This window comes from gamma proteobacterium symbiont of Scutellera amethystina, assembly GCF_059730845.1.
This window is the reverse complement of sequence record NZ_AP035935.1, coordinates 3,615,254-3,637,945: the sequence shown is the minus strand read 5'-3', so window position 1 is coordinate 3,637,945 and position 22,692 is coordinate 3,615,254. Positions and strand designations below refer to the sequence as shown.

27 protein-coding genes are annotated in these 22,692 nt (G+C 58.8%); 11 read left to right on the top strand and 16 right to left on the bottom strand.

All coding sequences use genetic code 11. The annotated features are described in order from the left end of the window. Window positions 1-131: 131 nt before the first annotated feature. From hpf to AC6I79_RS17180, 8 genes are read right to left on the bottom strand one after another with little or no spacing between them, the layout of a single operon-like run. Window positions 132-419 (bottom strand): ribosome hibernation promoting factor, encoded by a 288-nt coding sequence (gene hpf, locus AC6I79_RS17215; protein WP_010618250.1) that lies wholly within the window; start codon window positions 417-419, stop codon window positions 132-134. A gap of 21 nt (window positions 420-440) precedes the next feature. Beyond that, window positions 441-1,874: an RNA polymerase factor sigma-54 gene (gene rpoN, locus AC6I79_RS17210; RefSeq protein ID WP_031279740.1), complete on the bottom strand. Its 1,434-nt coding sequence runs from the start codon at window positions 1,872-1,874 to the stop codon at window positions 441-443. A gap of 48 nt (window positions 1,875-1,922) precedes the next feature. Next, window positions 1,923-2,648: an LPS export ABC transporter ATP-binding protein gene (gene lptB, locus AC6I79_RS17205; protein WP_010618248.1), complete on the bottom strand. Its 726-nt coding sequence runs from the start codon at window positions 2,646-2,648 to the stop codon at window positions 1,923-1,925. Window positions 2,649-2,653: 5 nt separating this feature from the next. Continuing rightward, complete coding sequence (lptA, locus tag AC6I79_RS17200) at window positions 2,654-3,208, bottom strand: lipopolysaccharide ABC transporter substrate-binding protein LptA (protein WP_031279739.1); 555 nt, start codon at window positions 3,206-3,208, stop codon at window positions 2,654-2,656. Continuing rightward, window positions 3,183-3,755: an LPS export ABC transporter periplasmic protein LptC gene (gene lptC, locus AC6I79_RS17195; RefSeq protein ID WP_021507740.1), complete on the bottom strand. Its 573-nt coding sequence runs from the start codon at window positions 3,753-3,755 to the stop codon at window positions 3,183-3,185. Before lptC ends, lptA begins: the two co-directional genes overlap by 26 nt. Continuing rightward, on the bottom strand, window positions 3,752-4,318 hold the full coding sequence (kdsC, locus tag AC6I79_RS17190; protein WP_021507739.1) for a 3-deoxy-manno-octulosonate-8-phosphatase KdsC: 567 nt from the start codon (window positions 4,316-4,318) through the stop codon (window positions 3,752-3,754). The genes lptC and kdsC overlap by 4 nt, the downstream gene beginning before the upstream one ends. Window positions 4,319-4,331: 13 nt before the next feature. Then, window positions 4,332-5,312 carry an arabinose-5-phosphate isomerase KdsD gene (kdsD, locus tag AC6I79_RS17185; RefSeq protein ID WP_021507738.1) on the bottom strand — a complete coding sequence of 327 codons (981 nt, stop codon included), beginning with the start codon at window positions 5,310-5,312 and terminating at the stop codon, window positions 4,332-4,334. Between the two features lie 12 nt (window positions 5,313-5,324). Continuing rightward, the gene (locus tag AC6I79_RS17180; protein WP_021507737.1) at window positions 5,325-6,308 is read right to left on the bottom strand and encodes a calcium/sodium antiporter; all 984 of its coding nucleotides are present in this window, start codon (window positions 6,306-6,308) and stop codon (window positions 5,325-5,327) included. A gap of 227 nt (window positions 6,309-6,535) precedes the next feature. Here AC6I79_RS17180 and mlaF point away from each other — a divergent pair, with 227 nt between their 5' ends. The 7 genes from mlaF (at window position 6,536) to murA (ending at window position 11,326) form a co-directional block, all read left to right on the top strand. Further along, window positions 6,536-7,351: a phospholipid ABC transporter ATP-binding protein MlaF gene (gene mlaF, locus AC6I79_RS17175; RefSeq protein ID WP_021507736.1), complete on the top strand. Its 816-nt coding sequence runs from the start codon at window positions 6,536-6,538 to the stop codon at window positions 7,349-7,351. A 4-nt stretch (window positions 7,352-7,355) separates the two neighbouring features. Further along, a complete protein-coding gene (gene mlaE / locus AC6I79_RS17170; protein WP_021507735.1) occupies window positions 7,356-8,138 on the top strand; it encodes a lipid asymmetry maintenance ABC transporter permease subunit MlaE in 783 nt (260 codons plus the stop codon). A 4-nt stretch (window positions 8,139-8,142) separates the two neighbouring features. After that, window positions 8,143-8,685, top strand: coding sequence for an outer membrane lipid asymmetry maintenance protein MlaD (gene mlaD, locus AC6I79_RS17165; RefSeq protein WP_021507734.1), 543 nt, complete (start codon window positions 8,143-8,145; stop codon window positions 8,683-8,685). Window positions 8,686-8,704: 19 nt separating this feature from the next. Beyond that, complete coding sequence (gene mlaC, locus AC6I79_RS17160) at window positions 8,705-9,343, top strand: phospholipid-binding protein MlaC (protein WP_021507733.1); 639 nt, start codon at window positions 8,705-8,707, stop codon at window positions 9,341-9,343. After that, complete coding sequence (gene mlaB, locus AC6I79_RS17155; RefSeq protein ID WP_021507732.1) at window positions 9,343-9,648, top strand: lipid asymmetry maintenance protein MlaB; 306 nt, start codon at window positions 9,343-9,345, stop codon at window positions 9,646-9,648. Before mlaC ends, mlaB begins: the two co-directional genes overlap by 1 nt. A 114-nt stretch (window positions 9,649-9,762) precedes the next feature. Beyond that, window positions 9,763-10,020 (top strand): BolA family iron metabolism protein IbaG, encoded by a 258-nt coding sequence (ibaG, locus tag AC6I79_RS17150; protein ID WP_007886637.1) that lies wholly within the window; start codon window positions 9,763-9,765, stop codon window positions 10,018-10,020. A 46-nt stretch (window positions 10,021-10,066) separates the two neighbouring features. After that, complete coding sequence (murA, locus tag AC6I79_RS17145) at window positions 10,067-11,326, top strand: UDP-N-acetylglucosamine 1-carboxyvinyltransferase (RefSeq protein WP_021507731.1); 1,260 nt, start codon at window positions 10,067-10,069, stop codon at window positions 11,324-11,326. 62 nt (window positions 11,327-11,388) lie between these two features. Here the strand turns inward: murA and AC6I79_RS17140 are convergent, their stop codons facing one another. Together AC6I79_RS17140 and ispB are read right to left on the bottom strand one after the other, a co-directional pair. Continuing rightward, the gene (locus AC6I79_RS17140) at window positions 11,389-11,682 is read right to left on the bottom strand and encodes a helix-turn-helix domain-containing protein (RefSeq protein ID WP_021507730.1); all 294 of its coding nucleotides are present in this window, start codon (window positions 11,680-11,682) and stop codon (window positions 11,389-11,391) included. Window positions 11,683-11,920: 238 nt separating this feature from the next. Beyond that, window positions 11,921-12,892 (bottom strand): octaprenyl diphosphate synthase, encoded by a 972-nt coding sequence (gene ispB / locus AC6I79_RS17135; protein ID WP_021507729.1) that lies wholly within the window; start codon window positions 12,890-12,892, stop codon window positions 11,921-11,923. Between the two features lie 254 nt (window positions 12,893-13,146). On the opposite strand from ispB, the gene rplU reads away from it, so the two are divergent. From rplU to cgtA, 3 genes are all read left to right on the top strand, one after another. Continuing rightward, window positions 13,147-13,458, top strand: a complete 312-nt coding sequence (gene rplU, locus AC6I79_RS17130) for a 50S ribosomal protein L21 (protein WP_021507728.1) — start codon at window positions 13,147-13,149, stop codon at window positions 13,456-13,458. 15 nt (window positions 13,459-13,473) lie between these two features. After that, the gene (gene rpmA, locus AC6I79_RS17125) at window positions 13,474-13,731 is read left to right on the top strand and encodes a 50S ribosomal protein L27 (RefSeq protein ID WP_006121751.1); all 258 of its coding nucleotides are present in this window, start codon (window positions 13,474-13,476) and stop codon (window positions 13,729-13,731) included. Between the two features lie 249 nt (window positions 13,732-13,980). After that, window positions 13,981-15,156, top strand: a complete 1,176-nt coding sequence (gene cgtA / locus AC6I79_RS17120) for an Obg family GTPase CgtA (protein WP_058759590.1) — start codon at window positions 13,981-13,983, stop codon at window positions 15,154-15,156. 283 nt (window positions 15,157-15,439) lie between these two features. On the opposite strand, the gene AC6I79_RS17115 is transcribed toward cgtA, so the two are convergent. From AC6I79_RS17115 to AC6I79_RS17095, 5 genes are read right to left on the bottom strand one after another with little or no spacing between them, the layout of a single operon-like run. Continuing rightward, entirely contained in the window at window positions 15,440-15,856 is a 417-nt protein-coding gene (locus AC6I79_RS17115) for a hotdog fold thioesterase (RefSeq protein WP_021507726.1), read from the bottom strand. 3 nt (window positions 15,857-15,859) lie between these two features. Beyond that, window positions 15,860-16,618, bottom strand: a complete 759-nt coding sequence (dhbA, locus tag AC6I79_RS17110; protein ID WP_498027454.1) for a 2,3-dihydro-2,3-dihydroxybenzoate dehydrogenase — start codon at window positions 16,616-16,618, stop codon at window positions 15,860-15,862. Next, the gene (locus AC6I79_RS17105; RefSeq protein WP_498027453.1) at window positions 16,615-17,469 is read right to left on the bottom strand and encodes an isochorismatase family protein; all 855 of its coding nucleotides are present in this window, start codon (window positions 17,467-17,469) and stop codon (window positions 16,615-16,617) included. Before AC6I79_RS17105 ends, dhbA begins: the two co-directional genes overlap by 4 nt. 18 nt (window positions 17,470-17,487) lie before the next feature. Next, complete coding sequence (locus AC6I79_RS17100; protein ID WP_058759588.1) at window positions 17,488-19,101, bottom strand: (2,3-dihydroxybenzoyl)adenylate synthase; 1,614 nt, start codon at window positions 19,099-19,101, stop codon at window positions 17,488-17,490. A gap of 10 nt (window positions 19,102-19,111) precedes the next feature. Continuing rightward, complete coding sequence (locus AC6I79_RS17095; RefSeq protein ID WP_211726559.1) at window positions 19,112-20,293, bottom strand: isochorismate synthase; 1,182 nt, start codon at window positions 20,291-20,293, stop codon at window positions 19,112-19,114. A gap of 176 nt (window positions 20,294-20,469) precedes the next feature. On the opposite strand from AC6I79_RS17095, the gene fepB reads away from it, so the two are divergent. Further along, window positions 20,470-21,435 (top strand): Fe2+-enterobactin ABC transporter substrate-binding protein, encoded by a 966-nt coding sequence (fepB, locus tag AC6I79_RS17090; RefSeq protein WP_125309466.1) that lies wholly within the window; start codon window positions 20,470-20,472, stop codon window positions 21,433-21,435. On the opposite strand, the gene entS is transcribed toward fepB, so the two are convergent. Next, on the bottom strand, window positions 21,430-22,680 hold the full coding sequence (gene entS, locus AC6I79_RS17085; RefSeq protein ID WP_125309464.1) for an enterobactin transporter EntS: 1,251 nt from the start codon (window positions 22,678-22,680) through the stop codon (window positions 21,430-21,432). The genes fepB and entS overlap by 6 nt on opposite strands. Between the last annotated feature and the right edge of the window lie 12 nt (window positions 22,681-22,692).

Genomic DNA, 22,692 nt, shown 5'->3' with positions numbered 1-22,692 from the left:
CACGTACCGGGACACCGCGAACGGGCAGGGCAGGTGACTGCAGGCGCTTGCGCAGATGACAAAACGGGGCGGTGACCCGCCCCATTTCTCCTCTGAGTGCTGAACCCGTCAGCACTCTGCAAGCGTGAAGGTTAGTGTTTTTTCAGTTTGTCTTTGTGTTTGGTCAGCTGACGGGCCAGCTTGTCAATTAACCCGTCGATGGCCGCGTACATGTCTTCCGCTTCCGATGTGGCGTGCAGCTCCCCGCCGTTGACGTGCAGGGTTGCTTCCGCAATCTGCGTCACCTTCTCCACTTTCAGAACAATATAAACCTGATTGATACGATCAAAATAGTGTTCCAGTTTGGCAAATTTGTTATTTACAAATTCGCGCAGTGGGTCGGTTATCTCAACATTCAGTCCGGTAAGGTTTAGCTGCATAGGTCTTCCTTCTTGTTTCGGTCAAACCAGCTGCTTGCGCTGGTTTGATGGCGGTATAGATAAAGACTCGCGATACTTAGCAACCGTACGTCGCGCCACCATGATGCCCTGTTCAGATAACATGGAGGTCAGTTTGCTGTCGCTCAAGGGTTTTGCGGGATTTTCCGCAGAGATTAATTTTTTCACCAGTGCACGGATCGCCGTCGACGAGGCTTCGCCACCGCCTTCGGTGCTGACGTGACTGGAGAAAAAATACTTCAGTTCAAAAATGCCACGCGGGCTGTGCAAATACTTTTGCGTGGTGACGCGGGAAATGGTGGATTCATGCATATCCACGGCCTGGGCGATATCCGCCAGCACCATCGGACGCATATACTCTTCACCCTGTTCAAAAAACGCCTGCTGCTGTTCGACAATACAGCGCGTCACTTTCAGCAGCGTGTCGTTGCGGCTCTCCAGGCTCTTAATCAGCCAGCGGGCTTCCTGTAAGTTGCTGCGAATAAACTGACTGTCACTGTCATTACGCGCAGAACCGCCCATCGCGGCGTAATGCTGATTAATCTTCAGGCGCGGCAGGCTGTCAGCGTTCAGCTCCACCGTCCAGCGCGTGCCAGTCTTGCGCACCAGCACATCGGGAATTACATACTCGGGCTCGCTGGTATTGATGGACTGCCCGGGGCGCGGATCGAGCGACTGAATCAGCAGCATCGCTTCCTTCAGCACCTCTTCTTTCAGCCGCGTCACGCGCATCAGGCTGCGGAAATCGTGGTTAGCCAGCAGGTCGAGGTGCTCGCTGACAATCAGCCGTGCTTCGTTCAGCATCGGCATATCGGCCGCATACTGCGACAGCTGCACCAGCAGGCAGTCACGCAGATCGCGTGCGCCGACGCCCACCGGATCGAAACGCTGTACGCGCTTCAGCACCGCTTCCACCTCTTCCAGCGTCAGCTCTTCGTCACCAATACTGTCACAAATGTCCTGTAAGCTGACGGTGAGATAACCGGTATCGTCAATGGCATCGACGATGGAGGTGGCGATGGCGCGGTCGGTGTCGGTGAACGGCGTCAGTTCTACCTGCCACATCAGATAGTCCTGCAGCGACTGCGTGGTTTCACCCTGATACACCGGCAGCTCGTCGTCCTGGTAATCGGTGCCGGTGCCGGAGGGCGTGCCGGCCGTGTAGATCTCGTCCCAGGTGGCATCGAGCGGCAGCTCTTCCGGCATCTCTTTCTGTTCGAGTGCCTCACGGGTATCTAACGCCTCGTTCTCCTGAAATTCGCGGGCGTCGACTTCATCGTGCAGATCGGTTTGTTCAAGCAGCGGATTGCTTTCCAGCGCCAGTTGCAGTTCCTGCTGGAGTTCAAGCGTAGAGAGTTGCAGCAAGCGGATTGCCTGCTGCAACTGGGGGGTCATCGCCAGCTGTTGGCTGAGCCTGAGTTGCAAACCTTGCTTCATAATCCGGCTAGAATTTCCTAAGCAAATGTCGGGTATGCCGACACCTTATCAGAGTCTGAACTCTTCGCCCAAATAAACCCGCTTAACCTGCTCATCTGCAAGAATTTCATCTGGCGTGCCGTGGGCAATCAGATGGCCCTGGCTGACGATATATGCGCGCTCACACACCGCGAGCGTTTCACGCACGTTGTGGTCGGTGATCAGCACGCCGAGGCCGCTGTCACGCAGGTGTTCGATGATCTTTTTGATATCGATAACGGAGATGGGGTCAACGCCGGCAAAAGGTTCATCCAGCAGGATAAACTTTGGATTGGCGGCCAGCGCACGGGCAATCTCGACGCGGCGACGTTCACCGCCCGACAGCGCCTGGCCCATGCTGTCGCGCAGATGACCGATGTGGAACTCGTCCATCAGCTCATTGGCGCGATCCTGACGCTGCTCTTCCGTCAGGTCGTCACGCACCTGCAGTACCGCCATCAGGTTGTCGTAGACGCTCAGACGGCGAAAGATCGACGCTTCCTGCGGCAGATAACCGATGCCGCGCCGCGCGCGCGCATGCAGCGGCAGAATACTGATATCTTCTTCATCAATAATAATGCGGCCGGCATCACGCGGCACGATGCCTACCACCATGTAGAAAGTGGTGGTTTTACCGGCCCCGTTGGGGCCCAGCAGGCCGACAATCTCGCCGGATTTCACCTGCAGGCTGACATCTTCTACTACGCGACGGCCTTTGTAGGCTTTCGCCAGGTTTTCAGCGACTAATGTGGCCATAGCGATCAGTTACTCTTTTTGGGGCTCGCAGACGAACCGTTTTTATCCTGCAGCTGCGACGGCACCAGCACGGTGGTGACACGCTTGCTCTGGCCCTGACTGTAGGCCTGCATTTTCTGCTCTTTCACCAGATAGGTGATGCGATCGCCTTTGATGTTGCTGTCCTGCTGCTCGATAAAGGCGTTGCCGGTCAGCTCGACGAAATCGTTGGCCAGTTCATAGTGCAGTTTGGCGGCGTGACCCTGCACCGGTTTGCCGTTGTCCTGCATCTGATAAAAGGTGGCCGGATTGCCGTAGGCATCAACGATGGTTTTGTTGCTGTCGCCGCCCGGACGGGTTACCACCACTTTATCGGCGGTAATTTTGATGGTGCCCTGGGTCACGATCACGTTGCCGGTAAAGGTGGCGACGTTACCCTGCAAATCGAGCGCCTGGTTCACCGAGTCGATGTTAACCGGCTTGTCCGAATCGCCCGTTAACGCCAGCGCCGGCAGGCTGGTTGCCAGCAGCGCACTCACCAGCAGCAACTTAAGGCTATTTTTGTTCATTTTGAATTTCATAGGAGGTTTTGACCTTTTCAAGCAGCTCGGCATTCTTTGTCCGTAGGTTGCCGCGCATCTTCATGCCAGTGGAGTTAAAACTGCGGCCAAATAGGGTGACCTGATCGTCAGACGTCACATCCTGGCTGACCAGATTAACCTGAGCATTATCCGTGATGATGCGCTCAAGCTGGGAATCCTGCGTCAATGTGTGTACTTCAACGTGGCCATAAAGATACAGCATACGATCTTTCGTCAGCTTTGCCTTGTCAGCACGAACCGACCACGTGGGCACTTTGTTTTCGTCGTAAGTGGTCATCACCGGATTATCGAACCAGCTCACTTCTTCGGCCGAAAAGTAGGTCACTTTATCCGAGACCAGCTTATAGGCCAGCGCACCCGTCGGGTTATACACCACGGTGCTGGAGTTGGCGCTGGTGTAGGTCGGCGCCTGATCGTTGGTCGCCACCGGCGTGGCGCTGTCGTCCTGGTTGGTAAGATTCCAGCCGATCAGCACCAGGGCGATCAGCGCCAGAATCAGCGTTATCCAACGCCTGCTTTTACTCATACTGATTGCCCTTTGGCATCCTCAAATTTGTTCTGCGCCAGCAAAATCAGGTCGCATAGCTCACGTACTGCACCGCGACCGCCAGCAATGCGCGTCACGTAATGCGCGCGCGGCAGTAACACCGGATGCGCATCGGCGACGGCCACGCTCAGACCCGCCTGTGCCATTACCGGCCAGTCGATCAGGTCGTCACCAATATACGCGACCTGGTCTGCCGATAGTGACAGTTTATCCAGGAGTTCGCGCCAGGCCAAAAGCTTATCCGACTGTCCCTGGTAAAGATGCGTAATGCCGAGCGTTTTACAGCGATCTTCCAGCAGTTTAGCGCGGCGGCCGGTAATAATAGCCACTTCGATGTCCGAGGTCAGCAGGCAGCGCACGCCGTAACCGTCGCGCACGTTAAAGGCCTTTAGCTCTTCACCGCTGTTGCCCATGTAAATCAGGCCATCGGACATCACGCCGTCGACATCGCAAATCAGCAGGCGGATGTTGGCCGCCCGCGCCATCACGTCGGCGCTCACCGGGCCGTAGCAGGTGTCGACCATCGTGGTTTCAGCACTCATTGTTGTTTCCCGTTCAGACCACGCCAGCGCGCAGCATGTCATGCATATGTACCACACCGAGCAGGCGATCGTCATCGGCCACCAGCAGCGCAGTGATGTTTTTGTTTTGCATCAGATTAAGCGCGTCCACCGCCAGCAGGTTAGGGCGCACGCGAATCCCGCCGCGCGTCATCACATCCTGGATGCGGGCCGACTGGAAATCGATGCCCATATCGAAGATGCGGCGCAGGTCACCGTCCGTGAAAATCCCTTCGATTTTCATCAGGTCGTCGACAATCACCGTCAGGCCGAGGTTTTTGCGCGTGATTTCCAGCAGCGCGTCGCGCAGTGAGGCGTCACGGGTGACGTGGGGAATTTCATCGCCGCTGTGCATAATGTCGCTGACGTGCAGCAGCAGTTTGCGCCCCAGCGCGCCGCCCGGGTGCGACAGCGCGAAATCTTCCTGCGTGAAGCCGCGCGCTTCCAGCAGCGCCACCGCCAGCGCATCGCCCATCACCAGCGTGGCGGTGGTGCTGGAGGTCGGTGCCAGCCCGAGCGGACAGGCTTCCTGCGGTACTTTCACGCATAAATGCACATCGGCAGCCCGGCCCATGGCGCTCTCCGGACGGCTGGTCAGGCAAATCAGCTGCACTTTCTGCCGTTTGAGCACCGGGATCAGCGCGAGGATTTCGCCGGACTCGCCGCTGTTCGAGATGGCGATCACCACATCGTTGGTGCTGACCATGCCGAGATCGCCGTGGCTGGCTTCACCCGGGTGGACGAAGAACGCCGGCGTGCCGGTGCTGGCGAAGGTGGCGGCCATCTTCTTGCCGATATGGCCGGATTTGCCCATGCCCATCACCACCACTTTGCCACGGCAGGCAAAGATCATTTCGCAGGCGCGGCTGAAGTCGGCGTTAATATACTGGTCGAGCTGTTCCAGCCCTTCGCGTTCAATGCGCAGTACCGCTTTACCTGCCTGCTGGAAGTCGAAATCCGGTTGCTGATGTGACATGGTCAGTCATCCTTAATAGCTTGCGATAAGCGTGGGGCTGAGCCACAGCCACAGCACCCACACGATAAATCCACCTAACAGCAGCGTGCCCGCTATGCGGCCGATGCGGCGCTTGCGCAGCAGGCACAGCAGGGCGAACAGCACGCTGACGCCCAGCATAATCCAGTAATCCCGTGCAAAGGCGTGTGCATCGATCGCGCCGGGATGCACCAGCGCCGGCAGGCCCAGTACAATTGCCAGATTGAAGATATTGGCGCCAATCAGGTTGCCGATGGCGATATCGTCTTCGCCTTTCAGCGCGCCGGCCAGCACCGTGGCCAGTTCCGGCAGGCTGGTCCCGACAGCAATCAGCGTCAGTCCCATCACCAGTTCGCTAACGCCGAAGTAATCCGCAAACACCGTGGCGTTGTCGATCACCATGCGCGTCGACATCGGCAGAATAATCAGCGCCACCGCCAGCCAGAGAAACGCCACCGTGTTGCCGCTTTCGTCGCGCGGTAGCTCCGCCAGTTGTTCACGCGTCAGGGTGTCATTATTATCGCGCTCGGCCCGCCGGGCGATGCGGATCGCCACCAGCAGATAACCCAGCGCCAGCAGCAGCAGTGCCACGCCATCCAGCCGGCTGAGCTGGTTATCAAACAGCATGATGCCGCTGAGCAGTGAGACCAGCAGCAGCAGAGGGAGTTCGCGGCGAATCAGATTGGAGTGTACGGTTAAAGGGTGCAGCAGCGCAGCGCCACCCAGAATCAGCAGAATATTGGTGATGTTCGAGCCCAGCGCGGTACCCACGGCTAAATCCATCTGGCCGTGCTGCGCGGCAGAGAACGAGACGATCAGTTCCGGCAGTGAAGTGCCAATGCTCACCACCGTCATGCCAATGATCAACGGGGGAATGCCAAGGGATCGACACAGGATCGCGGCGCTGAACACCAGGCGGTCAGCTCCGTAAGCCAGTAAAATCAATCCGATAAACAGCAGGGCAGTGGCTACGAACATGAAAAATCCTTGATGGATAACGGTGCCGGCAAACCTTGTCCGACAGGTAAAAGCAGTGCGCGTGCGGAATCAGGCGCTGATTTTGACTGTCTGAGAGGCAAAAGTAAATTTTAAGGCCGTTTTCGCCACACCGGACGGGTAAGTTTCTGTAAAACTATCGTGCATTGTGGTTTACCAGGCTACCATCCACCACGTTAATTACGCCCGATCCGTTTAAAGAGGTAATGATGATCCAGCAGCAAACGAATCTGGTTGAGGTTCGTGGCGTCAGTTTTACGCGCGGCAATCGCACCATCTTCGACGACATTTCGCTGACCGTTCCGGCGGGCAAAGTCACGGCGATTATGGGCCCTTCCGGCATCGGTAAAACCACCCTGCTGCGCCTGATTGGCGGGCAGCTGCAGCCGGACAAAGGTGAGATCTGGTTTCGTGACCAGAACATTCCGACGCTGTCGCGCCGTAAGCTGTATGACGTGCGTAAAAAAATGAGCATGCTGTTCCAGTCCGGTGCGCTGTTCACCGACCTTAACGTCTATGAAAACGTTGCCTGGCCGCTGCGCGAACACACCCGGCTGCCAGCGGAATTACTGCACAGCACGGTGATGATGAAGCTGGAAGCCGTCGGACTGCGCGGCGCAGCACAGCTGATGCCGGCCGAACTCTCCGGCGGCATGGCGCGCCGGGCGGCGCTGGCGCGTGCAATTGCGCTGGAGCCGGAGCTGATCATGTTCGACGAACCCTTTGTCGGCCAGGATCCCATTACCATGGGCGTGCTGGTCAAGCTGATCGATGAGCTCAACCATTCGCTGGGCGTCACCTGCATTGTGGTTTCACACGACGTGCCGGAGGTCTTGAGCATTGCCGACCATGCCTATATTGTTGCCGGGCAAAAGATTATTGCTCAGGGTAGTGCGCCGCAGCTGAGGGAGAATCCCGATCCGCGCGTGCGCCAGTTTATTGAGGGTCATGCGGATGGTCCGGTGCCGTTCCGCTTCGCTGCCGGGGATTACCTCAGCGATCTGACCCGCACAGGGAGAAGCTAAACTGATGTGGTTACAGGCACTGGCGTCATTTGGGCGTCAGGGAATTAACACCTGTGCGGCCTTTGGCCGGGCGGGCTTAATGCTCTTCCATGCGCTGGTGGGTAAACCGGCGTTTCGTAAGCATGCGCCGCTGCTGGTGAAGCAGCTGTACAGCGTGGGCGTGCTGTCATTGCTGATCATTGTGGTCTCCGGCCTGTTCATTGGCATGGTGCTGGGGCTGCAGGGCTATCTGGTACTCACCACTTACAGCGCGGAAACCAGCCTGGGTATGCTGGTGGCGCTGTCGCTGCTGCGCGAACTGGGGCCGGTGGTCACCGCGCTGCTGTTTGCCGGGCGCGCCGGTTCGGCGCTCACTGCGGAAATTGGCCTGATGAAAGCCACCGAGCAGCTCTCCAGCATGGAGATGATGGCGGTCGATCCGCTGCGCCGCGTAGTGTCGCCGCGCTTCTGGGCCGGCTTTATCAGTATGCCGCTGCTGGCGCTGATCTTTACTGCGGTGGGCATTGCCGGTGGCGCGCTGGTCGGGGTGGCCTGGAAAGGCATCGACCCGGGCTTTTTCTGGTCGGCGATGCAGAACGCGGTGGATTTTCGTACCGATGTGATCAACTGCCTGATCAAGAGCGCGGTGTTTGCCATTACGGTGACCTGGATCGCGCTGTTCAATGGGTATGACGCCATTCCGACTTCGGAAGGGATCAGTCGCGCGACGACGCGTACCGTAGTCCATGCTTCGCTGGCGGTGCTTGGACTGGATTTTGTGCTGACGGCACTGATGTTTGGGAATTAATGCAATGCAAAGCAAAAAAAACGAAATCTGGGTTGGCGTGTTTATGCTGGCGGCGCTGCTGGCGCTACTGTTCCTCAGCCTGCGCGTCGCCGATCTTAAATCGCTGGGCACCGAGCCAACGTGGAAGCTGTACGCCACCTTCGATAATATCGGCGGCCTGAAAGTCAGCTCGCCGGTGAAAATTGGCGGCGTGGTGATTGGCCGCGTCACCGACATTTCACTGGATGACAAAACGCTGTCGCCGCGCGTCACCATGGACATCAGCGAGCAGTATGCCAATAAAATTCCTGACACCAGCTCGCTGGCGATTCGCACCCAGGGTCTGCTGGGTGAGCAGTTCCTCGCGCTCAACTTAGGTTTTGACGATCCGGAGCTTGGCTCGGCGATGCTGAAAGATGGCGGCACGCTGCGGGATACCAAATCGGCGCTGGTGCTGGAAGACCTGATCGGCCAGTTCCTCTACAAGAGCGGCGACAACAAGGACAATGAGAAATCGTCGGGCGCCGCCAGCGCGAGCGCCCCGGCAGCACCTGCTACAACGGAATAACCCAGAGAGGTACAACACGATGTTAAAACGTTTCCTGATGGTGGCCCTGCTGGCCATCGCGCCGCTGGCGGCAAACGCAGCGGACGCCAACCAGAGCAATCCGTACAAGATGATGAACGAAGCGGCGGAGAAGACCTTTACCCGCCTGAAGAACGAACAGCCGAAGATTAAGCAGGATCCGAATTACCTGCGCGAAATCGTGCGCCAGGAGCTGCTGCCGTACGTGCAGATTAAATACGCGGGGGCGCTGGTACTGGGCCGTTACTACCGCGAAGCCACGCCGGCGCAGCGCGACGCCTACTTTGCCGCGTTCGGGGATTATCTGGCGCAGGCTTATGGTCAGGCGCTGGCGTTGTACCACGGCCAGACTTACCAGATTCAGCCTGAGCAGCCGATTGGCGATGCCAATATCGTGGCGATTCGCGTCACCATCATCGATCCCAACGGTCGTCCGCCGGTGCGCCTTGATTTCCAGTGGCGCAAGAACAGCCAGACCGGCAACTGGCAGGCTTATGACATGATTGCCGAAGGCATCAGCATGATCACCACCAAACAGAATGAGTGGAGCGATCTGCTGCGCACCAAAGGCATCGACGGCCTGACTGCGCAGCTGAAAACCTATGCCGCGCAGCCTATCACCCTGGACAAGCAGCAATAATGAGCGAACCGTTACGCTGGCAGCGCACTGCCAGCACGCTGGCCCTGAGCGGCAAACTGGATCGCGATACGCTGCTGGCGCTGTGGCAGGCGCGTGACAGCGCCATGGCCGGTATCACCACGATTGACGTGGCGGCGCTGGATCGGGTTGATTCTGCCGGGCTGGCGCTGCTGGTGCATCTGCGCGAAATCGCGCGGGCGCAGGGCACGACGCCGCTTTTCAGTGGTATCACCGATAAGCTCGACTCGTTAATCAAGCTGTATAACCTGCAGCAGATTATTGTTTCTGCGGAACAAATCGCCTGATTAACGGCGCTGCTGACAAAGCCCCTGATTTTTTCAGGGGCTTTTGCGTATTTAAGAGTCAGGCGCTTTCCTCTAAGATATCCGCCTTATTATTATCAAGTGAAGCAATGAGCGATGGAAAATAGTGAAGTTCAGGCCGTGCTAATGCAGGCGCTGCCGTTAGAAGAAGTACATGTTCTCAGCAACGATGGCAGCCATTTCCAGGTCATTGCCGTGGGCGAAATGTTTGGCGAGCTGAGCCGCGTAAAGAAACAGCAGGCTGTGTACGCGCCGCTGATGGAATACATTGCGGATAACCGTATTCATGCGGTGTCCATCAAGACTTATACCCCAGCCGAGTGGGCGCGCGACCGTAAACTCAACGGTTTCTAAGCGCCACTCTGGCTGTTTTGTTGATAGATAATTGAGAGCCGTGTTAATGGACAAATTTCGTGTGCAAGGCCCCACCCGTTTAAGCGGTGAAGTGACCATTTCCGGGGCGAAGAATGCTGCGCTGCCGATTCTGTTTGCTGCGCTGCTGGCTGAAGAGCCGGTAGAGATTCAGAACGTGCCGAAGCTGCGTGACATCGATACCACCATGAAGCTGCTGAGCCTGCTCGGTGCGCGCGTGGAACGCAATGGTTCGGTCCACGTTGATGCGCGCGAAGTTAATGTCTTCAGTGCGCCGTACGATCTGGTGAAAACCATGCGCGCCTCCATCTGGGCGCTGGGGCCGCTGGTGGCGCGTTTTGGCCAGGGCCAGGTTTCTCTGCCGGGCGGCTGTGCGATTGGTGCGCGTCCGGTCGATCTGCACATTACCGGCCTGGAGCAGCTGGGTGCCGAGATCAAACTGGAAGAGGGCTATGTTAAAGCCTCTGTGGATGGCCGCCTGAAGGGCGCGCACATTGTGATGGATAAGGTCAGCGTGGGCGCGACCGTGACCATCATGAGCGCCGCAACGCTGGCGACAGGCACCACTATCATTGAAAACGCGGCGCGTGAACCGGAGATTGTCGACACGGCGAACTTCCTTAACACGCTGGGCGCGAAAATCAGCGGCGCCGGCACCGACAAGATCACCATCGAGGGCGTTGAGCGCCTCGGCGGCGGCGTCTATCGTGTGCTGCCGGACCGTATCGAAACCGGCACCTTCCTCGTGGCCGGCGCCATCTCGCGCGGCAAAGTGGTGTGCCGCAATGCGCAGCCAGACACGCTGGACGCCGTGCTGGCGAAGCTGCGTGACGCGGGTGCGGAGATTGAAGTCGGCGAAGACTGGGTGAGCCTGGATATGCACGGCAAGCGTCCGAAAGCGGTTAACATCCGTACCGCACCGCACCCGGGTTTCCCGACCGACATGCAGGCGCAGTTTACGCTGCTCAACCTGGTGGCTGAAGGCACCGGCGTCATTACCGAGACCATCTTCGAAAACCGCTTCATGCACATCCCGGAGCTGATTCGTATGGGTGCGCACGCCGAAATCGAAAGCAACACCGCTATCTGTCACGGTGTCGAAACCTTGTCCGGCGCGCAGGTGATGGCGACCGATCTGCGTGCGTCAGCCAGTCTGGTACTGGCAGGGTGCATTGCAGAAGGTGCGACGCTGGTGGATCGTATCTACCACATCGATCGTGGCTACGAGCACATTGAAGACAAGCTGAAAGCGTTAGGCGCCAACATCGAGCGCGTCAGCGGCGAGTAATCCTTTGTCCTGATTGCCAGGCATGAAAACCAGTCACGACAGCGTGGCTGGTTTTTTTTGCTTTACCCGCGTGAGACGATCTTTTTCAGATCCTGGGGCGATCGAATGCGCTTTTTACGATCCAGCAGACGCTGTGTGACCGGATCAAAATAGCGGCTGGGCCAGATCTCGGAAGGATGGACCTTCAGCGCCGTGGCGATCAGCCATTCACCTTTAGGCCAGGGGCGTGACAGCGCGTTGGCCAGCGTCGATGAACTGAGGCCAGATTGACGTGACAGGGCGGCCAGTGACGTACCGCGCTTGCGCAGGGCCGCAATGATATCTGCCGGATGCCAGTCTTCTCTCCTTGCATGCATAACTCTCTTCTCCGTGTCCGTGTTAGTGCTCCATCTCTGCAGCGCTGTGGCTCTCCTGCGCAGAGATAACTGGAAAAATCCGGATTTTTATAGCAAATAATTTCCATATGTTTCCAGTAATTGTTTTGCCTGTGCACGAAACTGCGCAGTTTTTCGCAAAAATGCTGCAAGGGAATGTAATCAGACCGGCAGAGCAGGGGGGAGAAATAAAAACGGGGCCGGACGGCCCCGTAGCAGGTCAGAAATCGCGCTGCACCGACATATGCGCCAGCGCTTCCAGCGCGCTGCGCCACGGCGTTTCTGGCAGTGCCTGTAGCGCGGCGATGGCTTTATCCGCCTCTTCTTCGGCGCGTTTGCGCGTCCATTCCAGCGAACCGGTTTGTTGCATTGCCGCCAGCACCGGCTCCAGCAGATGACGGCCATTACCTTCCTCGATCGCCTTGCGGATCATCTGCGCCTGCTCTGGCGTGCCGTTGTGCATGGCGTGCAGCAGCGGCAGCGTCGGCTTACCTTCGCTCAGATCGTCACCGGTATTTTTGCCCAGCGTCTCGCCGTCGGCGCTGTAGTCCAGCAGATCGTCGATCAGCTGAAACGCCGTACCGAGATAGCGGCCATAATCCTGCAGCGCTTTCTCCTGCGCTGGCGTGGCCTCCGCGAGAATCGCCGAAGCCTGCGAAGCGGCTTCAAACAGGCGGGCGGTTTTGCTGTAGATCACCCGCATGTAGCTCTCTTCGGTGATATCCGGATCGTTGCAGTTCATCAGCTGCAGCACTTCCCCTTCGGCGATCACGTTCACCGCTTCGGACATCAGTGCGAGGATCTTCAGCGATCCCATGCTGGTCATCATCTGGAAGGCGCGGGTATAGATAAAATCCCCGACCAGCACGCTCGCCGCATTGCCGAACGCGGCGTTAGCGGTGGCTTTGCCACGGCGCATATCGGATTCATCCACCACATCATCGTGCAGCAGCGTCGCCGTGTGGATAAATTCGATCAGCGCCGCATTGGTCACATGCAGCGATCCCTGATAATTCAGCGCGCGTGCTGACAGCACCGCGATCATCGGACGGATGCGTTTGCCTCCCCCGCTGATGATGTAATAGCCCAACTGGTTAATCAGTGAGACATCTGAATTCAGCTGGTCGAGGATGGTCTGGTTGACGGCCGCCATGTCCTGCGCGGTTAATTCGTTAATCTGTTCTAAGTTCATTCGTCTGTTCAGCTTTGACTCGTTTTCTGCATGGTAAGCGCTTTTACCCAGCGTGAGTTCAGGTAATCTGTTACTGATTGTACTTGAAAAATCGGGTTGAGAAACGTTTGCATTCGTCCTGCGCTTTTTTTCTGCAAGAGAGTGCAAAGTGCACTTGTCTTCTGCTGGAGTTTTGCGTAGAATTCGCGCCCTATTGTGAATATTTATCGCGCCGCCTGATGAACAGAAAGGCATGCGCAGAAGCGGAGTTTTATATGTACGCGGTTTTCCAAAGTGGTGGTAAACAACACCGAGTAAGCGAAGGTCAGACCGTTCGCCTGGAAAAGCTGGACATCGCAACCGGTGAAACCATCGAGTTCGACCAGGTTCTGATGATTGCAAATGGCGAAGACGTGAAAATCGGCGCGCCACTGGTTTCAGGCGGTGTGATCAAGGCAGAAGTTGTTGCTCACGGTCGTGGCGAGAAAATTAAAATCGTTAAGTTTCGTCGTCGTAAACACTACCGTAAGCAAGCTGGTCACCGTCAGTGGTTCACTGATGTGAAAATCACTGTGATCAGCGCGTAAGAGGAGATCTGACAAATGGCACATAAAAAGGCTGGTGGCTCGACTCGTAACGGTCGCGACTCCAATGCAAAACGTCTGGGTGTTAAGCGTTTCGGTGGTGAATCTGTTCTGGCAGGTAGCATCATCGTTCGTCAGCGTGGTACCAAATTCCACGCCGGTAACAACGTAGGTTGTGGTCGTGACCACACTCTGTTTGCTACCGCAGACGGCAAAGTTAAATTCGAAGTTAAAGGTCCTAACAACCGTAAATACATCAGCATCGTTGCTGAGTAAGGTTGTTGTGCCGCAGACGATTAACGTCTGAACACACGAATGGAAGGCCCCGCAGCTTTGCGGGGCTTTTTACATTCTGCCGCAGGTTACGGCAATCACGCTGACCTTGCGCCTCAGTTTGCTGTACACTTTATGTACACATGGCTTTGCCAATCCTGTTTTATCCGCCGCCGGTCAGCGCAGAAGACCCTGGCGGACCCGTTTGTCGCCCGCAGCGTGGCGCAAACGACAGTGTGACGGAGATAAAAAATGAAGTTTGTTGATGAAGCGACGATCCTGGTGGTCGCGGGTGATGGTGGCAACGGTTGCGTCAGCTTCCGCCGCGAGAAGTACATTCCGAAAGGGGGACCGGACGGAGGGGACGGCGGTGACGGCGGCGATGTTTACCTGCTGGCGGATGAAAACCTCAACACCCTGATCGATTATCGTTTCGAAAAATCTTTCCGCGCCGAACGTGGCCAGAATGGCCAGAGCCGTGACTGTACCGGTAAACGCGGTAAAGACATCATTGTTAAAGTGCCGGTGGGTACGCGCGTGATCGATCAGGGCACGGGCGAAACGCTGGGCGACATGACGCGCCATGAGCAGAAGCTGATGGTGGCGAAGGGTGGCTGGCACGGTCTGGGCAACACCCGCTTCAAATCGTCCGTGAACCGTACGCCGCGTCAGAAAACCATGGGCACGCCGGGCGAGAAGCGCGACCTGCAGCTGGAACTGATGTTGCTGGCAGACGTGGGTATGCTGGGTCTGCCAAACGCCGGTAAATCGACCTTTATCCGCGCAGTATCAGCGGCGAAGCCAAAAGTGGCGGATTATCCGTTCACTACCTTAGTGCCAAGCCTCGGCGTGGTGCGTATGGACAGCGAAAAGAGCTTCGTGGTCGCCGACATTCCCGGCCTGATTGAAGGCGCAGCGGAAGGCGCAGGCCTCGGAATTCGCTTCCTCAAGCATCTGGAGCGCTGCCGTGTGCTGCTGCACCTTATCGACATCGCGCCAATCGACGAATCCGATCCGGTAGAGAACGCCCGCATCATTCTCGGCGAGCTGGAGAAATACAGCGACAAGCTGTACCAGAAACCGCGCTGGCTGGTGTTCAATAAAACCGACCTGCTGAGCCGTGAAGAGGCGGAAAGCCGCGCTAAAGCGATTGCCGAAGCGCTGGGCTGGGATGAGAAATACTATCTGATCTCCGCCGCCAGCCGTGACGGTGTCAATGAGCTGTGCTGGGATGTGATGAGCTTTATCATCGCAAATCCAAAAGAAGCGGAAGAAGAAGCGAAGCAGCCAGAGAAAGTGGCCTTCATGTGGGATGATTACCACCGTGAAGCGCTGGAAAATGCTCAGGAAGTGGAAGAAGACGAAGACTGGGATGACGACTGGGATGAAGACGACGACGAAGGCGTCGAGATCATTTATCAGCGTTGATGTCAGCGAAAAAAGCGGCCAGATGGCCGCTTTTTTTATAGCTGTTTAGCACAGAGTACCAGCCCGCACCATCATCCCTCTCCCCGCGGGAGAGAGCACCAGCCCGCACAATCATTCCCTCTCCCCGTAGGAGAGAGCATCAGGCCGCACAATCATTCCCTCTCCCCGTGGGAGAGGGCAACAGCCCGCACCATCATCCCTCTCCCCGCGGGAGAGAGCACCAGGCCGCACCATCATTCCCTCTCCCCGTGAGAGAGGGCATCAGGCCGCAGCGGAGCCAAACCTACCCCAGCACCGCCACCGTCAGCCGCGAACTGCAACACAGCTGATCGCGACCATTGCGTATCTCAATCTGCCAGCTCTGATTGCGCGCGCCAAGATGCAGCGGACGACAAACACCGCGCACCTCGCCGCTGCTCACCGCCCGATGATGGCTGGCGCTCACCTCAATGCCCACCACGCTTTTACCTTCTTCCACGCTCAGGTAACCGGCAATGGAGCCCATCGACTCCGCCAGCACCACCGACGCGCCGCCGTGCAGCAGGCCAAACGGCTGCTGCGTGCGGCTGTCTACCGGCATGGTGGCCTCCAGATAATCGTCACCGATCGCGGTAAACACGATGCCCAGATGCGCCACCAGCGAGTTATCGCCCAGCTGATTCAGCGTGGCGAGATCCACCGTACGTTTCCAGATTGCCATGCCTCAGGCTCCCAGCGTTGCGCCACCGTCTACCACAATATCCTGCAGCACCACGTGGCTGGCAAGATCCGAGGCCAGGAACAGGATATTGTTCACGATCTCCTGCGGCTGGGCGATCTTACGCAGCGGGATCCCCAGTTTGTACTGATCCGGGAAACCGTTGATCATCTCCTGCTCGGCTTCCGGCGTATGCCACAGGCTGCGCTGCATATCGGTATCGGTTGATCCCGGTGAGACAATATTACAGCGCACGCCATACGGTGCCATCTCCAGCCCAACCGTCTGGCACAGGCTGCGCAGTGCTGCTTTGGACGCGCCATAGGCTGACATGCCGAGGCGCGGGGCGTGCGCGGCGTTAGAGGCGATGGTGACAATCGCGCCAGCGCGCTGCTGGCGGAAGACCGGAAGCGTCTGCTGGAACAGGTTAAACGCGCCGCCGGCGTTGACGGCGAGACACGCCTGCCAGTCAGCAAACGACAGCGCATCGGTGCTGCCGATGCGCAGAATGCCCGCGCCGTTCACCAGGATATCCAGCCGCGGCTGGCTGGCCAGCAGTGACTGACAGCAATCGCGCACCGCAGCACTATCGGCGACGTCCAGCTGGCAGGTGGTAAACGGATAGTCATCCTGGCCAAAGTGCAAATCAAAACCGGTCACCTCCGCACCGGCCTGATGGAACGCCAGCGCGGTGTGGTAGCCGATGCCTTTGCCGGCACCGGTTACCCAGACAATTTTTCCGCTGAAATCAAAACAGGCGCTCATTGGGCTGGCACCCGTGACAGCAGCGCCCACCAGCCATCAATGCTGGGGTTTTTCGCCAGGCTGATGAAGTCGATATCGCTGTGCACCTGACGCCAGCGCGCCGCCAGCGCCATCACGCGCACCGAATCCAGCCCATAATCGATCAGGTTTTCATCATCTTCCGGCACGTCATCATCTTCCAGCAGCGGCAGAATCAGCGCGCGCAGCACGTCCTTGCTCTGTGGCAGCGGCATCAGGTCGGCGGTCATCACCACTTTGCCACTGCGGCCTGCGGTGTAGGTCAGCGCCATCATATGCTCGTCGCGCGAGAAGTCGGCCAGCGCATCGGCCACCATGAACGGCTGGATGTTACGCATGAAGGCGTCGGTGGCGGTGGTCAGGCAGCCGATGTGAGCATACACGCCAGTAATGATCAGCTGATCGCGGCCCATCTCCTGCAGGATAGACTCCAGCGGCGAGCGCACGAACGCGCTGTAACGCCATTTAGTCAGCACCTGATCGTCCTGATCCGGCGCCAGCGCGTCGACGATCTTCTGCTGATCCGGATGTTTGTTCAGCCCCGGTCCCCACATATCATTCAGCAGCGCGCGATCCTCATCGCTTTGCTGGTTGGGCTGGGCGGTATAGAACACCGGAATGCCCTGCGCTTTGCAGTAAGCGCGCAGGCGGGCAATGTTCTCCACCACCTGATTCACCAGCGGGCTGTCTTCGCCCCAGAAATTGAGGAAATAGGCCTGCATATCGTGAATCAGCAGCGCCGTGCGCTGCGGCTCTAGCGCCCATTGTACTTTATTCGCCGGCAGCTCAGTGGCGGCGGGTAGCGCATAAGACGTCAGTTTTGGAATAGCCATTACAATCTCCGGAAAAAATCAGGCTTGCGTCTGCTCAGCAAGCTGTTGGCGTAAACGTTTTTTATCCACTTTGCCCACCGGGGTAAGCGGCAGGGCGTCGACGCAGGTAATGCGGTCGGGAAGTTTGAATTCGGCAATGCCCAGCTCGCGCAGATGGCGGCGCAGCGCGACCGGTTTCACCGGCTGGCGCGCCACAATGAAGGCACAGCTCTTTTCACCCATCAGCTCGTCGTGCATGGACACCAGCGCGGCGTGGATCACATCCGGATGGCGCAGCAGCAGATTTTCGATCTCTTCGGCGGCGATCTTCTCGCCACCGCGGTTGATCTGATCCTTTTCGCGTCCCTGTACGGTGATGTAACCCTGAGCGTTGATCTCAATCAGATCGCCTGAGCAGTAAAAACCGTTGGCGTCGAAGCTGGCGGCATTGTGCTCCGGGCTGTTGTAGTAGCCCCGGAAGGTGTAAGGGCCGCGCGTCATCAGGCGACCCACCTGGCCCGGCGGCAGCGGATTGCCGTTCTCGTCGGCCACCCACACTTCGTCATCGTCCGAAATCGGCCGCCCCTGAGTAGTCAGAATGGTTTGCTCGTCATCGCCGAAGCGCGTGTAGTTAACCAGCCCTTCCGCCATGCCAAACACCTGCTGCAGCTGGCAGCCGATTTCACGCTGAATGCGTGCGGCCAGCGTTTCGCCCAGTTTGGCCCCGCCCACCTGAATGCGCTGCAGCGAGGCCAGCGCTGAATTGCTGCCCCACTCCTGAATCGCCTGCAACCACAGGCTGACCGCCGGTGGCACCAGTCCGGTATCGGTCACCTGGTGCTGCTCAATCAGCGGGAAGCAGAGCGTGGCGCTGGGATCCGCGGCGAGAATCACCTGGCCACCGGCATAGAACACCCCGAGCGAACCCGGGGAACTCATGGCGAAGTTATGCGGCGCGGGCAGGGCGATCAGATAGCGCGTGTCGGCGTTGATGTGGCAAATCTCGTCACTGGCGCGAATGCTGTAGTAGTAGTCGTTGTGGGTGCGCGGAATCAGCTTCGGCGTGCCGGTGCTGCCGCCGGAGAGCTGGAAAAACGCCACTTCATCGGCGGCCGTCGGTGTCGCGACAAAATCGCCAGCCGCTTCATCCTGCAGCGACGCCAGCGTATTTTCCGCCTGCGCGTCGTTACGCAGGATCACCTGCTGCAGCGTGGGCTGCGCCTCGCACAGCGTGGCGATGAAGTCGTCGCTGGCAAACAGCGCGTGCTGGCGATCGGCGATCAGCAGTTTCGGTGCAATCTGCTGCGCATAGGCCAGCAGTTCAGTGCGCTGATGGCTGAACAGCGCGTACACCGGGACCACGCCCAGCTTAAACAGGGCAAACAGCGTAACGTAAAAATCGGCCACGTTGCCGAGCTGCACCAGCGCCGTGTCACCGCGCTGTAAACCGCGCCGCTGCAGCGCCGCCGCCAGATTATCACTGCGCTGCGCCAGCTGGCGGTAGCTGAGCTGTAAAGGGCCATCGATCACGGCGATAGCGTCGTTTTCGCGATGGCGGTCGATGATGTCGGTCAGCGGCACGTCGATCCAGTAGCCTTTTTCGCGGTAGCGCGCGGCCAGATGTGCCGGCCAGCGGCTGAAGGGAATGCTCATGCTTGTTCCTTTATTGCAGTCCAAAAGCGCGCAACATGGTGTCCAGCTTCACACCCGTTTCACGCCATTCTGATTCCGGTTGCGAGTCGGCGACGATGCCAGCGCCGGCAAACAGCCGCACGCGCGTGCCGTTTACCGTTCCGCAGCGAATGGTCACCACCCATTCGCCGTTGCCTTCGCTGTCGCACCAGCCGACGATGCCGCCAAACAGCTGGCGATCAAAGGGTTCGAGCTGCTGAATCAGCTGCTGCGCGCGGGCGTGCGGGAAGCCGCTCAGGGCAGGGGTTGGGTGCAGCAGCGCAGCCAGCGACAGCGCGTTTTCGCGCTCATCCTGCACTTCGCCATCGATTTGCGTCGCCAGATGCCACAGCGTGGCGGTGGTGATCAGCGACGGCACGGTAGGCACTGACAGCAGGCGGCTACGCGGCTGCAGCGTGCTGCGCATCGCGTCGGTCACCAGCTGATGTTCGTGGCGATCTTTGGCTGACGCCATCAGGGTGTTACCTGCCGCGCGATCGGCGCTGACGTCGTCATGATGGCGGCGTGCCGAGCCGGCCAGCGGGCAGGAGGAGAAATCGCGCCCCTGTTTACGCAGCATCAGTTCCGGGCTGGCGCCCACCAGCGCACCGCCTTCCGCCAGCGGCAGATGGAAATGGTAGCTATTGGGATTTTGCGCGATCACGCGCTGCATCAGCGCGGCGGTATCCACCGGCTGCTCCGTGACGATATCCATCAGGCGCGACAGCACCACTTTGTCCGGATCGCCGCGCTGGATGGTGGCAACGGCGTCGGCCACCATGCGGGTAAATACCGCGTGATCCGGCACTGCCGTCCGCCGCCGCACTGCCGGCAGATCGCTCTGCTGCACCGGCAGCGCCTGTTGCAGGTCGGCGCGATTAAAGCTCTGCCAGGATTCGGGTATGAACAGCGACGCTGGCTGGCTGACGTCAAACGGAATCGCGCCCACCAGCAGCGGATTGGCAATCCCCTGCTTTTTCGCCGCGGCAAAGTGCTGGCGCAGCTGCTGTTGAAAGTCGCCCTGCAGCAGCGCGGCATCGCCCACCGGCGTGTTGATCGTGGTATAGCAGCCCTGGGTGGCCAGGCTGCGCCATGGCGAGGTGAAAAGGAAACCGCGGCACAGCGCGGAAAAATCCTTCAGCCAGGCATTTTCAAACGTGGAGCTTTCCACCATAATTTTCACCTATAAATGATAAGATTATTAAGAATGATTATCATTTTTATTATGGCTCTGTAACCTACGTCGAAAGGGGCAAAGAGTCAATCCATTCGCGGGATTTACCGTGCTGTCAGACGTAAGCGGCGGCTGACGCCGGGCCAGGCATTAAGCTAAAAGGTGGATCAAAACTTATGAATAAATGCGGTTTATGGGGCATGGCTGTCCTGTTGTTCATTTTCCAGTCACTGTCATGGACAGCGCGGGCCGACCAGGGATGGCCGCGCAGCGTACAGGGCGCGACCAGAACGGTAACGCTTAACCAGGCACCGCAGCGCATTGTCTCCACCAGCGTCACGCTGACCGGCTCGCTGCTGGCGATTGACGCGCCGGTCATCGCCTCAGGCGCGACCGCACCGAAAAGCCGCCTGGCCGACGATCAGGGCTTCTTCCGTCAGTGGGGCGAGGTGGCAAAACAGCGCCACGTTAAGCGGCTGTACATTGGTGAGCCGAGCGCCGAGGCGATTGCGGCGCAAGCCCCGGATCTGATCATCGTCAGCGCCACCGGTAATGACTCCGCCCTGAAGCTGGTCAGTCAGCTGTCCGCCATTGCCCCCACGCTGGTGGTCAACTACGACGATAAGAGCTGGCAGGATGTGGTTACGCTGCTGGGGCAGGCCACCGGCCATGAAGCACAGGCGGCGCAGCGCGTAAAAGAGTTCGATGATCGCGAAGCGGCGCTGAAGCAGGCCATTACGCTGCCGCCGCAGCCGGTCTCCGCGATGGTATGGAACGGTGATGGCCGGGCAGTGAATCTGTGGACCGCCGCATCGGCGCAGGGCAAACTGCTGCAGCAGCTCGGTTTTACCCTGGCGCAGCCGCCGGCCGGCACGCAACAGGGGCACAGCATGGGCCAGCGCAAAGACATTATTCAGCTCTCGGGCGAGAATCTCGCCGCCAGCCTGACCGGTCACAGCTTCCTGCTGTTTGCCGGCGATGACAAAACCGCGCAGTCAGTGCTGAGCAACCCGTTCCTGGCACAAAACGCGGCGGTGCGCGATAAGCAGGTCTATGCGCTGGGCATCGACACCTTCCGCCTGGATTACTACAGCGCCAGCAATCTGCTGACGCGTCTGCATCAGCTGTTCGTCAAATCATGATGTTTGCTGCGCCAGCACGGGCGCGGGCGCCTGATAGCGCCGCAATCCTTTCATCACCAGCCACATCATGACGCCAAGCAGTGTCGCGGCACAGCCAAACGCCGCGGCAGCCTGCGCCGGTAACAGCCACGAACCGAGGGCACCAATCAGCGCGGCGCCGAGGGCATCGCCGCACACGTTCTGCGCCGTCCACAGGCTGTTGATGCGGCCCAGCAGATGATCCGGCGTCAGCAGCTGAATCATCGCGTATTGCACCAGGCTGTTGATGGCACTGAAATAGCCGAAGCCCGCCAGACACAGCAGCGCCAGCCACAGCGTCGGCATCAGGCTGAACAGGCCCAGGGCGACGAAACCGGCCACGGCACTGCCCAGCACCAGCCGCCCAGGGCGCGCCGCCTGTTTCAGCCTGCCGCTGGTAAATGCACCCACGGCGGCACCGAGCGGCACGGCGGCGTACAGCATACCGAGCTGGTCGGCGCTGACTGACCAGTGCGGTGCCAGCGCCGGGTACAGCACGCGGATGGCGCTGGCCAGCGTTACCAGCGCACCGGTCAGCGCCACCATGCCGACCAGCGGGCTGGCGAACAGGAATTGCACGCCGGTTGCCAGCGCCCGCAACGGATGCTCGCGCGGCTGCGGAGGCGGGGGCAGCGCAGGCAGCTTTAGCAGCGTCAGTACCGTCAGCAGCGTGCCGAAGGCGGTCAGTCCGTAATTCCACAGCACGCCGCCGTGCGCGATCACCACACCAGCAATTGCCGGCGATAAAATCGAGCCGAAGCGCACCGTCAGCATGGTAATGGCACCGGCCTGCATGATGTTTTCGCGCCCCACCAGCGCTGGCGTAGCGGCCAGCAGCGCCGTGACGCCAATCGCACCAAAAAAGCCGTCCCACAAGCCCAGCAGATAGACCGCCAGCAGCGAAGGCGCGGGCAGCGCGGCATTTATCGCCAGCGCGACAAAGCCCAGCCCGCAGGTGGTGCGGGCAAGCAGGATCAACGTCTTACGCTCATAGCGATCGGCCAGCACGCCGCCGGTCAGCAGGCCAGTAAACATGCCGGCAGCGGACAGTGTGACGGCGAGGCCCACCAGCAGCGGGGAATGGGTCATCTGCTGAATCTGCACCGGCACGGCAACGGCCAGCATACCGAGCGCCACAATCGAGATAAAACGCGCAATAAACACCGCGCGAAACGCCGCGTGGGTTTTCAGCAATGAGAGATCGATAAAGTGAGAGGGTTTGTTCATTGTTTCGCCTTT

Coding starts and splice junctions, on each gene's coding strand:
- mlaD (WP_021507734.1), top strand. CDS start 8,143: ATGCAAAGCAAAAAAAACGAAATCTGGGTTGGCGTGTTTATGCTGGCG.
- ibaG (WP_007886637.1), top strand. CDS start 9,763: ATGGAAAATAGTGAAGTTCAGGCCGTGCTAATGCAGGCGCTGCCGTTA.
- AC6I79_RS17105 (WP_498027453.1), bottom strand. CDS start 17,469: ATGGCTATTCCAAAACTGACGTCTTATGCGCTACCCGCCGCCACTGAG.
- AC6I79_RS17095 (WP_211726559.1), bottom strand. CDS start 20,293: ATGGTGGAAAGCTCCACGTTTGAAAATGCCTGGCTGAAGGATTTTTCC.
- AC6I79_RS17140 (WP_021507730.1), bottom strand. CDS start 11,682: ATGCATGCAAGGAGAGAAGACTGGCATCCGGCAGATATCATTGCGGCC.
- fepB (WP_125309466.1), top strand. CDS start 20,470: ATGAATAAATGCGGTTTATGGGGCATGGCTGTCCTGTTGTTCATTTTC.
- lptB (WP_010618248.1), bottom strand. CDS start 2,648: ATGGCCACATTAGTCGCTGAAAACCTGGCGAAAGCCTACAAAGGCCGT.
- kdsC (WP_021507739.1), bottom strand. CDS start 4,318: ATGAGTGCTGAAACCACGATGGTCGACACCTGCTACGGCCCGGTGAGC.
- mlaC (WP_021507733.1), top strand. CDS start 8,705: ATGTTAAAACGTTTCCTGATGGTGGCCCTGCTGGCCATCGCGCCGCTG.
- rpmA (WP_006121751.1), top strand. CDS start 13,474: ATGGCACATAAAAAGGCTGGTGGCTCGACTCGTAACGGTCGCGACTCC.
- mlaF (WP_021507736.1), top strand. CDS start 6,536: ATGATCCAGCAGCAAACGAATCTGGTTGAGGTTCGTGGCGTCAGTTTT.
- kdsD (WP_021507738.1), bottom strand. CDS start 5,312: ATGTCACATCAGCAACCGGATTTCGACTTCCAGCAGGCAGGTAAAGCG.
- AC6I79_RS17115 (WP_021507726.1), bottom strand. CDS start 15,856: ATGGCAATCTGGAAACGTACGGTGGATCTCGCCACGCTGAATCAGCTG.
- entS (WP_125309464.1), bottom strand. CDS start 22,680: ATGAACAAACCCTCTCACTTTATCGATCTCTCATTGCTGAAAACCCAC.
- AC6I79_RS17180 (WP_021507737.1), bottom strand. CDS start 6,308: ATGTTCGTAGCCACTGCCCTGCTGTTTATCGGATTGATTTTACTGGCT.
- mlaE (WP_021507735.1), top strand. CDS start 7,356: ATGTGGTTACAGGCACTGGCGTCATTTGGGCGTCAGGGAATTAACACC.
- AC6I79_RS17100 (WP_058759588.1), bottom strand. CDS start 19,101: ATGAGCATTCCCTTCAGCCGCTGGCCGGCACATCTGGCCGCGCGCTAC.
- hpf (WP_010618250.1), bottom strand. CDS start 419: ATGCAGCTAAACCTTACCGGACTGAATGTTGAGATAACCGACCCACTG.
- mlaB (WP_021507732.1), top strand. CDS start 9,343: ATGAGCGAACCGTTACGCTGGCAGCGCACTGCCAGCACGCTGGCCCTG.
- ispB (WP_021507729.1), bottom strand. CDS start 12,892: ATGAACTTAGAACAGATTAACGAATTAACCGCGCAGGACATGGCGGCC.
- rpoN (WP_031279740.1), bottom strand. CDS start 1,874: ATGAAGCAAGGTTTGCAACTCAGGCTCAGCCAACAGCTGGCGATGACC.
- rplU (WP_021507728.1), top strand. CDS start 13,147: ATGTACGCGGTTTTCCAAAGTGGTGGTAAACAACACCGAGTAAGCGAA.
- cgtA (WP_058759590.1), top strand. CDS start 13,981: ATGAAGTTTGTTGATGAAGCGACGATCCTGGTGGTCGCGGGTGATGGT.
- dhbA (WP_498027454.1), bottom strand. CDS start 16,618: ATGAGCGCCTGTTTTGATTTCAGCGGAAAAATTGTCTGGGTAACCGGT.
- lptC (WP_021507740.1), bottom strand. CDS start 3,755: ATGAGTAAAAGCAGGCGTTGGATAACGCTGATTCTGGCGCTGATCGCC.
- murA (WP_021507731.1), top strand. CDS start 10,067: ATGGACAAATTTCGTGTGCAAGGCCCCACCCGTTTAAGCGGTGAAGTG.
- lptA (WP_031279739.1), bottom strand. CDS start 3,208: ATGAAATTCAAAATGAACAAAAATAGCCTTAAGTTGCTGCTGGTGAGT.